General features: G+C 66.8%; 12 protein-coding genes. 5 read left to right on the forward strand and 7 right to left on the reverse strand.

Annotated elements, in window-relative coordinates; genetic code table 11:
* The first annotated feature begins 196 nt into the window (after positions 1-196).
* Genes G9V96_RS06065 through G9V96_RS06080 form a run of 4 tightly spaced genes read left to right on the forward strand, consistent with a single transcriptional unit; the run spans position 197 to position 4,098 of the window.
* Positions 197-1,468, forward strand: coding sequence for a class I SAM-dependent methyltransferase (locus G9V96_RS06065; protein WP_168582236.1), 1,272 nt, complete (start codon positions 197-199; stop codon positions 1,466-1,468).
* Positions 1,465-2,283 (forward strand): glycosyltransferase family protein, encoded by an 819-nt coding sequence (locus G9V96_RS06070; RefSeq protein ID WP_168582237.1) that lies wholly within the window; start codon positions 1,465-1,467, stop codon positions 2,281-2,283. The genes G9V96_RS06065 and G9V96_RS06070 overlap by 4 nt, the downstream gene beginning before the upstream one ends.
* Position 2,284: 1 nt before the next feature.
* Entirely contained in the window at positions 2,285-2,944 is a 660-nt protein-coding gene (locus tag G9V96_RS06075; protein ID WP_168582238.1) for a PIG-L deacetylase family protein, read from the forward strand.
* Positions 2,941-4,098 carry a methyltransferase C-terminal domain-containing protein gene (locus G9V96_RS06080; protein WP_168582239.1) on the forward strand — a complete coding sequence of 386 codons (1,158 nt, stop codon included), beginning with the start codon at positions 2,941-2,943 and terminating at the stop codon, positions 4,096-4,098. The genes G9V96_RS06075 and G9V96_RS06080 overlap by 4 nt, the downstream gene beginning before the upstream one ends.
* On the opposite strand, the gene G9V96_RS06085 is transcribed toward G9V96_RS06080, so the two are convergent.
* Positions 4,087-4,803 carry a GNAT family N-acetyltransferase gene (locus tag G9V96_RS06085; protein ID WP_168582240.1) on the reverse strand — a complete coding sequence of 239 codons (717 nt, stop codon included), beginning with the start codon at positions 4,801-4,803 and terminating at the stop codon, positions 4,087-4,089. The genes G9V96_RS06080 and G9V96_RS06085 overlap by 12 nt on opposite strands.
* A 108-nt stretch (positions 4,804-4,911) precedes the next feature.
* Positions 4,912-6,234: a glutamate-1-semialdehyde 2,1-aminomutase gene (locus tag G9V96_RS06090; RefSeq protein ID WP_168582241.1), complete on the reverse strand. Its 1,323-nt coding sequence runs from the start codon at positions 6,232-6,234 to the stop codon at positions 4,912-4,914.
* Between the two features lie 364 nt (positions 6,235-6,598).
* On the opposite strand from G9V96_RS06090, the gene G9V96_RS15080 reads away from it, so the two are divergent.
* On the forward strand, positions 6,599-7,138 hold the full coding sequence (locus tag G9V96_RS15080; protein ID WP_226913517.1) for a MarR family winged helix-turn-helix transcriptional regulator: 540 nt from the start codon (positions 6,599-6,601) through the stop codon (positions 7,136-7,138).
* 67 nt (positions 7,139-7,205) lie between these two features.
* Here G9V96_RS15080 and G9V96_RS06100 read toward each other — a convergent pair whose 3' ends face one another.
* From G9V96_RS06100 to metG, 5 genes are all read right to left on the reverse strand, one after another.
* Positions 7,206-9,014 carry an ABC-F family ATP-binding cassette domain-containing protein gene (locus G9V96_RS06100; protein WP_168582243.1) on the reverse strand — a complete coding sequence of 603 codons (1,809 nt, stop codon included), beginning with the start codon at positions 9,012-9,014 and terminating at the stop codon, positions 7,206-7,208.
* Positions 9,014-9,967 (reverse strand): 4-(cytidine 5'-diphospho)-2-C-methyl-D-erythritol kinase, encoded by a 954-nt coding sequence (locus G9V96_RS06105; RefSeq protein ID WP_168582244.1) that lies wholly within the window; start codon positions 9,965-9,967, stop codon positions 9,014-9,016. The genes G9V96_RS06100 and G9V96_RS06105 overlap by 1 nt, the downstream gene beginning before the upstream one ends.
* A gap of 155 nt (positions 9,968-10,122) precedes the next feature.
* A complete protein-coding gene (gene rsmA, locus G9V96_RS06110) occupies positions 10,123-10,980 on the reverse strand; it encodes a 16S rRNA (adenine(1518)-N(6)/adenine(1519)-N(6))-dimethyltransferase RsmA (protein WP_168583870.1) in 858 nt (285 codons plus the stop codon).
* On the reverse strand, positions 10,977-11,834 hold the full coding sequence (locus G9V96_RS06115; RefSeq protein WP_168582245.1) for a TatD family hydrolase: 858 nt from the start codon (positions 11,832-11,834) through the stop codon (positions 10,977-10,979). The genes rsmA and G9V96_RS06115 overlap by 4 nt, the downstream gene beginning before the upstream one ends.
* Positions 11,831-13,705, reverse strand: coding sequence for a methionine--tRNA ligase (gene metG / locus G9V96_RS06120; RefSeq protein ID WP_168582246.1), 1,875 nt, complete (start codon positions 13,703-13,705; stop codon positions 11,831-11,833). Before metG ends, G9V96_RS06115 begins: the two co-directional genes overlap by 4 nt.
* Positions 13,706-13,970: the final 265 nt, after the last annotated feature.

Below are 13,970 nucleotides of genomic sequence, written 5' to 3' on the forward strand. Positions count from 1 at the left end.
TCGACGCTTTCGGCGCAAACCGCCAGGACAAGTAGCTGACACCCCTTGGCGTAAATAAGTGTCCCCCCCTTGCCGTTCATTGACCTCATCATCGGCGTTCAGAACGTTCCTGAGCATAAAATTTAGACATTTACCCGTAACCTGGACAGTGTCGGCCTTGATTTGCTACGGCATCTGCTACTGCGAGGAGACCTCCATGTCTGAGGGTGCAGTCGCTACGCTTCGTTGTCGCATCTGCCAGTCCCCGTTGTTCGCCACCTTCGTCGACCTTGGCGCCTCTCCCCCGTGCGAAGCCATTCTCACCGCTGCAGAGGTTGATCAGGGTGAAGTTGCCTACCCCCTGCACGCCCGCATCTGCACCGAGTGCCTTCTCGTCCAAGTCCCTGAAATACTTACTGCGGCAGCGATTTTCACGGACGAATATCCCTACTTTTCGTCATTCTCAACTTCTTGGGTCGCGCACGCGAAGCGCTTCGTCGACGACACCTGCGAACGGCTACAGCTCGACGGGGACTCGTTCATCATCGAGGTCGCCAGCAACGACGGCTACCTGCTGCAGCATGTCCGCGATCTCGGTATCCGCTGTCTGGGTATCGAGCCCACCGCCAACACTGCCGGGGCGGCGAAAGACAAGGGCATCGAGACACAGGTGTGCTTTCTCGGTGCGCAGACCGCCGCCCAGATCGTCGAGCGGCACGGGCGCGCGGATCTGGTCATCGCGAACAACGTCTTCGCCCACGTCCCCGACCTTCGGGACTTCACCCAGGGGCTGGCGACCCTGCTTGCCGAGGAAGGGACTCTCACCATCGAGGTCCCCCACCTGGCCAAACTGATCGAGCTGCGGCAGTACGACACCATCTACCACGAGCACTTCCAGTACTTCACGTTGCTCACCGCGAGCAGGGCTCTGGCCTTGGGCGGGCTCGTCGTCGTCGATGTCATGGAGCTGCCCACCCACGGCGGTTCGCTGCGGATCTATGCCCAGCACGCAAACCACGCTCGGCCGCCCTCACCGGCAGTCGCTCAGGTGCTCGCAGCCGAGAAACAAGCCGGGCTACACACCCTCCAGGGGCATCTCGGTTTCGAGGCAGCTGTCGCCAGTGTCAAACGGGGACTGTTGCGGTTCCTCCTGGACGCCCAGGAAAACGGCCGCACTGTGGTGGGCTACGGCGCTCCTGGCAAGGGGAACACGCTGCTCAACCACTGCGGCATCCGCGCAGACCTACTTCCCTTCACCGTGGACATGAATCCCCACAAGCACGGCAAATTCCTGCCCGGCAGTCGGATCCCGGTGCGCCCTCCTTCGGCGATCGCAGAGGCCAAACCCGACTACGTTCTCGTGCTGCCATGGAACCTTCGCGACGAGATCACCGCTCAACTGGCGCCGACCCTGGCAACGTGGGGCGGCAAGCTCGTCTTCGCCGTGCCCAGTCTGGATATCGTCACCCCGGAAGGGTCGCCCCAATGAAGGTCGTGCTGTTCTGTGGTGGCTTCGGGATGCGCATGCGCGATGGCGTCGATGATGTTCCCAAGCCGATGGCCATGGTGGGTGATCGCCCCCTGATCTGGCATGTGATGCGCTATTACGCCCATTTCGGACACCGGGAGTTCATCCTCGCGATGGGGTACGGCGCTCGGCATATCTCGCGCTACTTCTTGGACTACGACGAGACTCACTCCAACGACTTCGTCATCGAGAAGGGCCAGGTCCGCCCCCTGGCCACAGACGTCGCGGACTGGAAGATCACCTTCGTGCACACCGGCGTCGAGACCCCGATCGGTGAACGACTTCGGCGGGTAGCCCACCACCTCGGCGACGACGAGTTCTTCCTGGCCAATTACGCCGACGTCCTCACGGACGCACCCCTTGACGACATGATCCGCGAGTTCATCGCAGGCGACGCGCTCGCCTCCATGCTCGCCGTTCCGCCACAGTCGGCCTTCCATATCATCGAGGTCGACGACCGGCACATCGTCGGCGACATCCGCTCCGTCGCCACGTTGCCCATGCGCGAGAACGGAGGGTACTTCGTCATGCGAAGAGAGTTGCTTGACGAACTGGAGCCGGGCCGTGACCTCGTCGGCGACACCTTGACGCGCCTAGCTCACCAAGGGCGGGTCCGGGCGTACCCCTACGACGGCTTCTGGATGCCAGCCGACACGGTCAAAGAACGAGTTGTCCTGGACCGACTGGCCATTGCCGGCGACGCACCCTGGCAAGTGTGGCGAGAGCGCGAGAAGGTACGCGAGCCTCTCATCCCCCAACCGTTGACGGGCCGCTGACATGCTTGCCCTGAACGCAGTGACCTCAGCCGGTCCGCGTTCGGTCCTGGCGGTCGGCGCGCACTGCGATGACATCGAGATCGGGGCCGGCGCCACCCTGCACACGTGGGCGCGCCTAGCTCCAGAGACCCGCTTCACCTTCGTCGTGATGACATCGACCCCGCAGCGCGCGCGCGAGGCCCGAAACTGTCTCCGCGCTCTCGTGGAGCCCGCTACCAGCGACGTCGTCGTGCATGAGCTGCGCGACACGCGGTTACCGGGCGACTACGACCGCGTCAAAGACATCCTGGCGGAACTGGCCCAGGAACCATGGGACCTCGTCTTGACCCATCAACGTTTCGACGCCCACCAGGATCATCGTCTCCTGGGAGAGCTGGCGCCCACGGCGTTTCGGGATCACCTCGTATGGCAGTTCGAGATCCCCAAGTGGGACGGGGACCTCGGCACGTCACAGGCGAACCTCTACGTCCCGTTGACCCAGGATGCCGTTGCGGCGAAGTGGGCGGCATTGGATGAGCACTACGTCAGTCAGCGCGGAAAGGACTGGTGGGACGAGGAGACCTTCGCCGCCCTGGCGCGATTGCGAGGGATGGAATGCCGGCAGCGCTACGCCGAAGCGTTCCGGTGCGAGAAGGCCGTCGTGGACCTCGCCCTGCCATGAGTTCCGCCGACGTCACGCCTGCCGCGGCCCACCCCATCCAGGCCCTCGACCACTGCCGTCTGTGCGGCGGTGCCCTGGAGCGTGTCCTCGACCTCGGCCAGCAGCCTGCCTGCGACCACTTCCCCCTCGTCGAGGCGCCGCGTCCCGATCCGACATGGCCCCTCGCTTTGGCGATGTGCCTACGGTGCGCCCTCGTCCAACTCGACCACGCCTCGCCGCCGGAGGAGGCGGCGCTGGCCGTGCAGAGCGCCACGATGAAAAGGCATGCCCAGGAGGTGACGGCACGGCTCTACCGGCGACTCGAACTGGGTACCTCGCCGCGAGTGCGGGAGTTCTCCAGTCACCACGGCGGGTCCTGGATCGAGGCCTTCACTGCAGCCGGTGCACTGTCGGTGCACGAGCGCGCCGACGTGGTCATCGACAATCAAGCGATCATCCATAGCGAGCAACCCGATGCAGCGCTGGCGCGGCGGGTCGCCGCCCTTGCCGACGACGGGGTCCTGGTCGTCGAGTTCCATCATGCGGCTCGTCAACTGCGCGAGGCTCAGTTCGACACTGTGCGCCACGGGCATCCGCTCTACTTCTCCCTGCACTCCTGGGCAGCGGCTTGTGCACGTCATGACCTGGTCGTCGTCGATGCCTGGAGCGAGGAGGTCTTCGGTGGCTGTCTGATCGCGGTCGCCCGCCGCCGCGGCAGCCCGTCTGCGGCCGTGACGCGCATCCTCGAGCAGGAGCGTTCCGCCGGGGCGACGACACCGCAGGGCTACGCCCAACTGGGCGAGGACACCCGACGGGTATGCGATGACCTCGTCGCGACCCTCACCGAGGCGCGCAGGCGCGGCCGCACGGTAGCGGGCTACGGCGCAGGTTCTAAGTCGTGCACCCTGCTCGGCGTTGCCGGGATCGGGCCCGACCTGCTGCCCTTCACCGCCGACCTGTCGCCCGCGAAGCATGGACGCAGGATCCCCGGCGCAGGCATACCCATCGTGGCGCCCGAGGAGTTGATCAGGCGGGCACCCGAGACGGTAGTCATCCTCACCTGGGACATCGCCGCGGAGGTGATCCACCAGCTCCGGTCGGGCGGGTTGGATGCCACGTTCGTCATTCCACAACCGACGCTTCGCATGGTCACGCCCGGGCAATCAGTCGATTAGCTCCCAACTACCCACCAGGCGCTGGCCGGGAATCTTGGCTGCCTCCCACCGCGCGGGGGTGAGGGTGAAGAGGTCGTAGTCGACCAACTCGCCGTGCAGTTCCCGCCACTTGGGGATAGTCGCCTCGACCTCGAAGCCACTGAGCGCGAGAAATCTGCGCGGTAGGTGGTTGGCGCAGGCCACCGGGGCGTCGATGCGCTGAATACCAAGCTGGTTGATGAGCCTGTCCAGGACGAAGCCCAGACAGGCCCCTACCTGCTTGATCGACACCGTTGACGACGGTGAGAGCCACAGCCCCACCTCACAGGTGAGGCCCTGCGGCTGCAGATTCCAAAGCTGGATCTCACCGACGACGCTACCCGCACCGATGATCGCCATACAGGCCCCGGTTCCGGAGCGAGCACGCGCTTGCCAGGTGCGGCGGTGCTCGTGGAAAGCCACCCGATCCGTCGCGACGGCCATGTCCTCCGGCAATCCCCACCACGGCCGCATGCGCGTGTAGTTCGCGCGCATCGCCGCACCCCAGGAGTCGGCGTCACCGGGCTCTAACGGTCGACACATCGCCGACCCGCTACGGCCCTTACCGAGAACGGCCGTCACATCCTGGGGGTGATCTTTGGTAGCGGCGTTGCGGGCCGTGCGAACTGTGACGTAGACCTGCGCCGGGAGGACCTCCCGCAGGCGTTGGCGTATCTGAGTGCGCATATAGCCCTACTTTCCGGCCGCCTCGAAGCAGCCACCCAACCACCACGTTCGCGCCTTCGATCACGCTGCGCCTTGTCGCTGGGCGCAGACCGCAGTCACGGTAACGCCTCAGGCGCGGCGCCGGAACACCGGCTTGACGGGTGCTCCCCCCAGGTCTGCTGCGGGGTCACCGCGTTCAAGAGCCGCTGCATAGACCGGCGCCGCTGCGGCGAGCGCGGCAGCGGTGTGCTCGACATCGCGCGCGCTGATGGCGGTACTGACCACGAAGCTGGGCCCGACAACCCCGTGCAGGATGAGCTGCCGCATGAAAAGCGTACGGAACCCCTGCGAGGGCTGCTGCTGAGCGTCCAGTGTGGCGAACACCAGGTTGCAGTCGCGGCCGAGGATCTTCAGATACTCGCTCAGGCCCGCGTCGTCGATGACGCGCTCGAGTTCTTGACGTAGCGACCGGCCGATGGTGGCGAGTTGGTCCGAGACGCCCTCGGCCCGATGCACCTCGATCGTGGCCAGGAGGGCTGCCAGCCCACCGGATTCCGCGCCGTGCGTGGTCGAGAGCAGGAACACCCGGTCGTGCTGCGAATCCAGACCCCCGATCTCCATGACCTCGCGCCGCCCCGCTAGCGCCGCGACAGAGAACCCGTTGCCGATCCCCTTGCCGAACGTGCATAGGTCCGGCACCGCCCCAACCAGGGCATGCGCACCTTGCAGCGCCCAACGGAATCCGGTGATCATCTCGTCGGCGATGACAAGGGCACCGTGGGCGTGCGCACACTCGATGACCTGACACAGGTACCCCGGCGGCGGTTCCAACGCGCCAGACTCCGGCTCAAGGACTAGCGCAGCGATCTGACCGGGATACTCCACGAAGAGTCGCTCAATCGCGGCTAGGTCGCCGTAGGGGAATCCCACTGTGAGTTTCTGCACCGCTTCGGGGATGCCGGCATCCATCGGTGTCGTCCCGATGAACCAGTCGTCGGTGGAGAAGAAGGGTTGCCCGGTACACACCGCGACCATGTCGCGTCCGGTGTACGCGCGGGCCAGCTTGACGGCTGCGGTTGTCACGTCGGAACCGTTCTTCGCGAACTTCACCATCTCCATGGTGGGAACGGCGTCGAGGAACGCGTCAGCGGCGTCCAGTTCCAGTAGCGAGGGCCGCACAAAGTTTGTCCCGCAGCGAATCTGCTTGCTCACCGCCTCGGTGACCCGCGGGTGGGCGTGGCCCAGGATGACCGAGCGCAGCCCCGATCCGTACTCCACGTACTCGTTTCCGTCGATGTCCCAGACGTGGGAGCCAGCGCCTCGCGCAATGATCGGCGCACAATCCTGCGGGTACTGATCCGGGCCTTTGGCGTAGGTGTGGGCGCCTCCAGGGACGAGGGTGCGCAGTCGCTGGGCAGCGCGGCGTGACTGCTGGAATCTGTTCGGATCCATGACCGCACCCTCCCCGTACCGACCTGCCCATCATCACACCTGCCTCGGCACCCGGCACAGTCTCGTCCTGGCAGCAGTTCGTCCTGTCGCTGGGGATGCTCGCGGCTGGGGCCCCTTGGCCTGGCCGTTACCCGGTCGGCGCTGTTGCCGAACCGGATCAGGCGCCGCGGCGGCGTCATGCTCGCGGCGGCAGTCTCCACGGTCTCCGGCCGCGCCTACCTCATGGTCGTGTCCAAGGCAGGGAGAGGGCTTCGGGCGAGGCTCGAGCGTGCACCGGCGCCGGACGGGGCCTTTGAGTGTCGTTCCGGCCCGAGGTTGCCGCAGTGCTCGCAGCGCGCCCCGCCCTCGGCCGTACCCTGGGACGGTGAACACGCGCGAGGGAACGGCATGCGGACAGACTGAGCCGTCCCAGCAGCACGATGAGGTCGATCGGATCGTTGCCGCTTGGACCAGGGAATGGCCGGATGTCGATTCCGAGCCGCTGCAGGTCCTCTCCCGGGTTTCCCGTCTTGCTCGGCACCTCGAACGCGCCCGCGCCACCTCTTTCAACGCGCACGACCTCGACGGGTGGGAGTTCGACGTCCTTTCCGCGCTCCGGCGAGCCGGGCAACCCTACGAGCTCTCCCCCGGGGCGCTGGTGCAGCAAACCCTGTCCACCAGCGGCACCATGACCAACCGCATCGACCGCCTGCAACGCCGCGGCCTGGTCGAACGCCGCCCCGACCCCGCTGACCGCCGCAGCGTCAAAGTGCGTCTCCTGCCCCCCGGCGCAGAAGTCGTCGACGCAGCACTGGCCGACCTGCTGGCCCGCGAGCAGGCGATGCTCGGCGAACTGGGGCACGAGGAACGTAAAGTCCTGGCCACGCTGCTGCGGCGGTTGCTGCTGCCGCTGGAACCCTCCTGAGCCGCAGCATCACCCCGCCCGCGCCTGACACTCCGGGCGCATCACCTCGGCCGGTTCCGGCTGCGACTCAGTCGAGCAGCTCCGACAACTCCAGCCACTGCATCTCCAGCGATTCGCGCTCGGCGATGAGCCCCCGCAGCTGGACATCCAACTCCGCGACCGCCGTGTGATCGGTGGCCTTGGCCGCCATTTGATCGTGCAGGCGAGCCTCCGCAGCGTCGATCTTGCCCAGCGCCCGCTCGATACGTCCCATCTCCTTGCGCGCCTCGCGCGTCTGAGCCGCCGATGGTGCGCCGGGGGCCGTGGCCGCTGACGGTCCCGACGAACGCGACTCCCCCAGGACACGCGCCTTCGCTCCAGCCCGCAACTGCAGGTATTGCTCCACCCCTCCGGGAAGGTCACGGACCTTACCGTCACCCAGCAGGGCGACCTGACGGTCACACATCCGTTCCAGCAGGTACCTGTCGTGGCTGACCACGAGAAGAGTTCCCGCCCAGCCGTCGAAGACGTCCTCCACGGAGGTCAAGGTCTCGATGTCGAGGTCGTTGGTCGGCTCGTCGAGGATGAGCAGGTTCGGCTCGGTCATCAACAGCCGCAACAACTGCAGTCGGCGTCGCTCCCCACCGGAGAGGTCACCGACACGGCTCTGCTGCCGTGACCCGGTGAACCCAAGACGCGTGGCGAGCTGACTGGCGCTGACTTCCTTGTCGCCCAGCCGGGTGTACTGGCGCACTTCGCTGATGGCGTCGATGACGCGGTGGTCCTCAAGCCCGTCGAGTTCACGCACGTCCTGGGTCAAGTACGCGGGAACGACGGTTTTGCCGATCTTGCGCCTACCGGAGTCGAGCTCTACATCCCCGTAGATCACCCGCATGAGGGTGGATTTACCGGCCCCGTTCACGCCCACGATACCGATCCGGTCGCCGGGGGCGAGCCGCCAGGTCACCTGATCCAGGATCTTGCGCTCGCCGAAGGCGAGGTTGGCGTCCAGAACGTCGACGACATCCTTGCCCAGCCGGGTCGTTGCGAACCGCACCAAGGAGACCTCGTCACGCGGTGGCGGTTCATCCTCGATCAACGCCGATGCCGCCTCGATGCGGAACTTGGGCTTGCTGGTGCGGGCCGGCGCTCCCCGACGCAGCCAGGCCAGTTCCTTGCGCAGCAGGTTGTCGCGCCGCTCCGCCGTCACCGAGGCGACCCGGTCACGCTCGGCCTTGGCCAACACATACGCCGCGTAACCGCCGTCATACGCCTCGACTCGGCCGTCGACGACCTCCCAGGTGAGGGTGGCGACAGCGTCGAGGAACCACCGGTCGTGGGTTACGACGATAAGGGCGCTGCCCTCCCGGGATTTGCGCTGGGACAGGTGCGCAGCCAGCCACGCCACCCCTTCGACGTCGAGGTGGTTCGTGGGCTCGTCCAACAGGATGACGTCGGGGTCTTGCACCAGTAGCGCGGCTAGCGCCAGACGGCGCTTCTCACCGCCGGACAACGGCCCGACCTTGGCCTCGAAACCGCCCAGGTCGGGGGCGTCCAAGCCGCCCAGCAAGCCCTCCAGGACGTCGCGGACACGCGGGTCTCCGGCCCAGTCGTGCTCGGCACGGTCACCGACCGCCACCTGACGCACGGTGGCCTGCGGGTCGAGAGTGTCCGCCTGGGTGAGCATCCCCATGCTCAAGCCACCGACGCGGGCCACCCGACCCGAATCGACGTCCTGCGACCCGGCCAGCACCCGCAAAAGCGTCGATTTACCGCCACCGTTTCGACCGACGACGCCGATCCGGTCGCCCTCAAGCACCCCGCAGGAAACCTCATCCAGGATGAGCGTGGTGCCCAGTGAGAGCGAAGCCCGTTCGACCGAAATAAGATTGGCCATCAGCGTGCGTTCCCGATCTCGTTGGCAGTGGTGAGCACATGTGCGCCGGGGACCGGCCCGGCGGCTCGATGAACTTGAGCAACGACGCGGTTGGCGGCCAACCCGACGCTCAAGTCGAGCCCGGCGTCATGATCTTTGACCAGGAAGACGATGGTCGGTCCGGAACCGGAAACGATCCCAGCCAACGCTCCGCACTCGATCCCCGCATCGATGACCTCCCCGAGGTCTGGTCGCAGTGAGATCGCGGCCTGCTGAAGATCGTTGTCGAGCGCCCCCGCGAGCGCGCTGGGGTCTCCGGAACGTAGGGCCGCCATCATCGCCGAGGATGGTTGCGGTTGCGGGACATCCTGGTCGGCACGCAGCCGATCGAGTTCAGCGAAAACCGACGGGGTGGAGAGACCCTCATCGCTGACGGCCAGTACCCAGTGGTAGTTCCCCCGCGACAGGGCAGGCACGACCTTCTCGCCACGACCCGAACCGAGGGCGGTCCCCCCGGCGAGCGCGAAGTTGACGTCGCTACCCAGCGAAGCTGCGCACTCATGCAGCAGTCCCGGACCGCTACGCAGGCCCCAGAGCGAGTCGCACGCCACCAGCGCACCGGCCGCGTCTGCTGAGCCGCCCGCCATCCCGCCCGCGACCGGGATCGACTTGTCGATGCGGATGTGGACCGGACCCACCTCGGCCTCCTGGCCGACCGACTCGGCCAAGAGTTGAGCCGCGGCCAGCGCCAGGTTCTCGGAGTCGGCCGGCACCAGATCCGCGTAGGGTCCGATGACTGCCACCCCCCACTCCTCGGCGGGGGTGACCGTGATGTCGTCGAAGAGGTCGACGGCGTGGAACACCGTCGCCAGTTCGTGGTAGCCGTCCTCACGACGTGGCCCGACTTTAAGTTCTAGATTGATCTTGGCGGGCACCCGCACCCTCACTCCGGGATCTCCCACCGATGACGTCATGACCATCACCCTAATTGGTGGCCCCGCGACCGCCCCAAATGAGGCAGTTCCGGCGCCTGGCGGCCAACTCTGCTAAGGATGTGGCTGCCGCTGCGCTGGGTTGATCGTGCGGGCGCGACGTCACCGAACGTCCGAGTTGCTCCGGAGGCCGGTTGTCATCGGGTCAGGGCGCGGGTCAGTGCGGTGAAGTCGTGCACATCCAGCTGTTCCCCGCGCATCCTGGGGTCGATACCGGCCGCTCGCAGTGCCTCTTCGGCCGCGCCGGGGCCACCGGCCACCCCGGCCAGCGCAGCCCGGAGTGTCTTGCGCCGCTGGGCGAAGGCTGCATCGACGACCCTAAAGACCGCTTCCCGCTCCACGTCCTGCGCTGGCGGCAGGCCTCGGGTGAGGGCGACCAGGCCCGAACCGACGTTCGGCACCGGCCAGAACACCGAGCGGGGCACCTCCCCGGCCAGGCGGGCGTTGCCGTACCAGGCTGCCTTCACGCTCGGAACCCCGTAGATCTTCGATCCGGGCGCGGCACACAAACGCTGCGCGACCTCGAGCTGGACCATCACCAGGACCCGTCGGATGCTGGGGAACTGCTCCAGGAAACGCAGGATCACCGGAACCGAGATGTTGTAGGGGAGGTTCGCCACGAGGGCGGTCGGCGCCGGGCCGGGCAGAGTCTGCACCGTCAACGCATCGGCAGCCACTACCTCAAGCCGCTCACCCAGGTGCGGCACCCGTGCCTGCACCGTCTTCGGCAGCGCCTGCGCCAGGTTGGGGTCGACCTCCACCGCCACCACCCGCGACACCTGCGCGAGCAGAGCCAGCGTCAGTGAACCCAGACCGGGCCCGACTTCGACCACGACGTCCTCGGGGCCGACCTCGGCCAGGCGGACGATGCGTCGCACCGTGTTCGCGTCGACGACGAAGTTCTGGCCCCACTGCTTGGTCGGCCGCAGGCCCAGCGCGGCCGCGAGCTCCCGGACGGCCACCCCACCGAGTAGGCCGTCGTCGCCAGGAGTCACCACGGGCCGTACAGCTCATCCGAGGTCGTGGACAGCGCGGTGCACAGCTGCGGAACCGAGACGTTCAACACCCCGGCCATCACCCGCACGGTCAACGGGATGAGGAAGGGTGCGTTGATCGCGCCCCGGTGCGGGCTGGGCGTCAGGTACGGCGAGTCGGTCTCGACGAGCAGTTGCTGCAACGGCACCACGGAGAGCGCGTCCCGCAGCGGGCGGGCGCTCTTGAAGGTGACGGTGCCCGCGAAACTGAGGTAGTAGCCGCGCTCCACGCACTCGCGTGCCATCGCGATGTCACCGGAGAAACAGTGCAGCACCGTGCGTTCGGGGGCGCCCTCCTCGGCGAGCACTCGCAACACGTCCTCGTGGGAGTCACGATCGTGGATCTGCAGCACCTTGCCGGTGCGCTTGGCCAGATCGATGTGGCGGCGAAAGGACTCGATCTGGGACTGCCGCCCCGACGGCGGGGTGCGGTAGTAGTCCAGGCCGGTCTCGCCGATGACGCGGACCCGCGGGTGCGCGGCGAGTCGCTCGATCTCGGCGAAGGCGCTTTCGAACTCGCCGCGCTCGGCGTGCACGGGTGCCTCGTTCGGGTGCAGCGCGACCCCGCCCAGCAGTCTCGGATGCCTCTCCAGCAACGAGACCGTCGCAGCGGCGCTGCCCAGGTCGCAGCCGATCTGCACGACCCTGTCGACTCCGACCGAGGCTGCCTCGGCCAGAACTCGACTGACCTGTTCGTCCAGGGACGGGGCGAAGTTCTCGTCGTCGTCCCGGCGGATGTCCAGGTGGGCGTGGTTGTCCGCTACCGGGACCGGGAGCGGGTCCGGCGCGCTGGGGTGACTGCCGCGCTCGGTCACGATCCCGACTCGGCGGCCGGTTCAGCTCCGGGGCTGTCGCCACGCAAGCGCTCTAGTTCGGCTGCGACCACGTCGGGGTCGAGCTTGACGAAGACTCCGCTGGGCTTGCTGACCGGCGTTCCGGGAGTCACCGGCCGGGACTTCCAGGCGGGGAAGCCCGAATAGTCACCGGTGATGACCGGATAGGAACGCGCCTGGGGAACCGACTCCGGCAGACCCTCGACGTCGACGTCGAAATCCTCGACCTCTTCGATGCGCGGCATCGGCGTCAGTTCACCGGTGCCACCGAAAACCGCGTCGATGCGGTTGGAGGCGTGCGGCAGGAAGGGGCTCAGGATGAGGTTGAGGTCGCTGACACATTGCGCGAGCACGTGCAGGATCGTCCCCAGCCGTTCCCGTTGGTCTTCCCCCTTGAGCTTGAAGGGCTCCGTGCGGCTCACATAGCCGTTGACCTCCCCGACCAGCCGCATCGCCTCACCAATCGCCTGGCGCTGTCGGTGGCGTTCGATCAACCCACCTACGGTGTCGAACCCGCCGCGCACCGCGGCCAGGATTTCCTCGTCGATGGCTTCCGTCGGGCCCAGCGGCGGGATCTGGCCGAAGTTCTTGGCGATCATCGCTGCGGTTCGGTTGACCAGGTTGCCCCACCCGGCGACCAACTCTGAGTTCGTTCGAGTCACGAACTCAGACCAGGTGAAGTCACTGTCCTGGGTTTCCGGCCCAGCGGCACAGATGAAGTAGCGCAGCGCGTCCGGCTGGTAGCGGCTGAGCATGTCTCGGACGTAGATGACCACGCCGCGACTGGAGGAGAACTGCTTACCCTCCATCGTCATGAACTCGCTCGCCACCACCTCGGTGGGCAGGTTGAGCTCGCCGTAGACGCCGGGCTCGCCGCCCGAGGCGCCCTTGCCCATGTAGCCGAGCAACTCCGCCGGCCAGATCTGGGAGTGGAAGGTGATGTTGTCCTTGCCCTGGAAGTAGTAGGACACCTGGCCGTCGTCGGCCTTGCCGGGGGTCCACCACTCTCGCCAGCGTTCCGGGTCCCCGGTGCGCCGTGCCCACTCGATGGAGGCGGACAGGTAACCGATCACCGCGTCGAACCACACGTACAACCGCTTGGTCGGCTGGTCACGCCAACCGTCCAAGGGGATCGGGATCCCCCAGTCGATGTCGCGAGTCATGGCGCGCGGGCGCATATCTGCCAGCAGGCCCTTGCTGAATCGGATGACGTTCGGGCGCCACGAACCGTCAGCCTCGCGTTCGTCCAGCCAGGCACCCAGGCTTTCGGCCAGCGCCGGTAGGTCGAGGAAGAAGTGCTGGCTCTCGACGAACTTCGGGGTCTCACCGTTGATCCGGCTCACCGGGTTGATGAGGTCTGTGGGGTCGAGCTGGTTGCCGCAGGTGTCGCACTGGTCGCCGCGGGCGTCGGTGGCGCCGCAGATCGGGCAGGTCCCCTCGATGTAGCGGTCCGGCAGCGTGCGCCCGGTGCTCGGGCTGATGGCGCCGTGCGTGGTCTGCTCGACCATGTAACCGTTCGCGTGCACGACCCGGAACAGTTCCTGCACCACTGCGTAGTGGTTGCGGGTCGTAGTGCGGGTGAACAGGTCATAGCTCAAGCCGAGGTTGACCAGGTCCTCGACGATGATGCGGTTGTTCTCGTCGGCGAGATCCTGAGCCTGAACACCCGCGGCGTCGGCCGCGACGAGAATGGGGGTGCCGTGCTCATCGGTGCCGCTGACCATCAGCACCTGATGCCCCGCCATCCGCATGTAGCGGCTGAAAACATCGGAGGGGACGCCGAATCCGGCGACGTGGCCGATATGACGGGGTCCATTGGCGTAAGGCCAGGCGACAGCGGAAAGCACATGCATGACATGGAGTCTAGAGGTGAGCGCGCAACCTGCGTCGCCACGGCACCGGCGGGCCCGTCGCGGCCGGTGCCATCACCGCTTGCGCGTTCCTGCGCCAGCAGGACGCGGCCGGTCGCTACCATGGGCGGGCTTCGGGCTTTTCTCCCCGTTCTGCGCCCACCCAGCGGCAGATCGGGCGCTACGGCCACCGCCGTTCAGAGGCACAGATGGACCGCCCACGGATTATCTCGTGGAGATTCCTGCTCAATCATTGACCGCCTGAAGC

Source organism: Gephyromycinifex aptenodytis (genome assembly GCF_012277275.1).
GTDB classification, from domain to species: domain Bacteria; phylum Actinomycetota; class Actinomycetes; order Actinomycetales; family Dermatophilaceae; genus Gephyromycinifex; species Gephyromycinifex aptenodytis.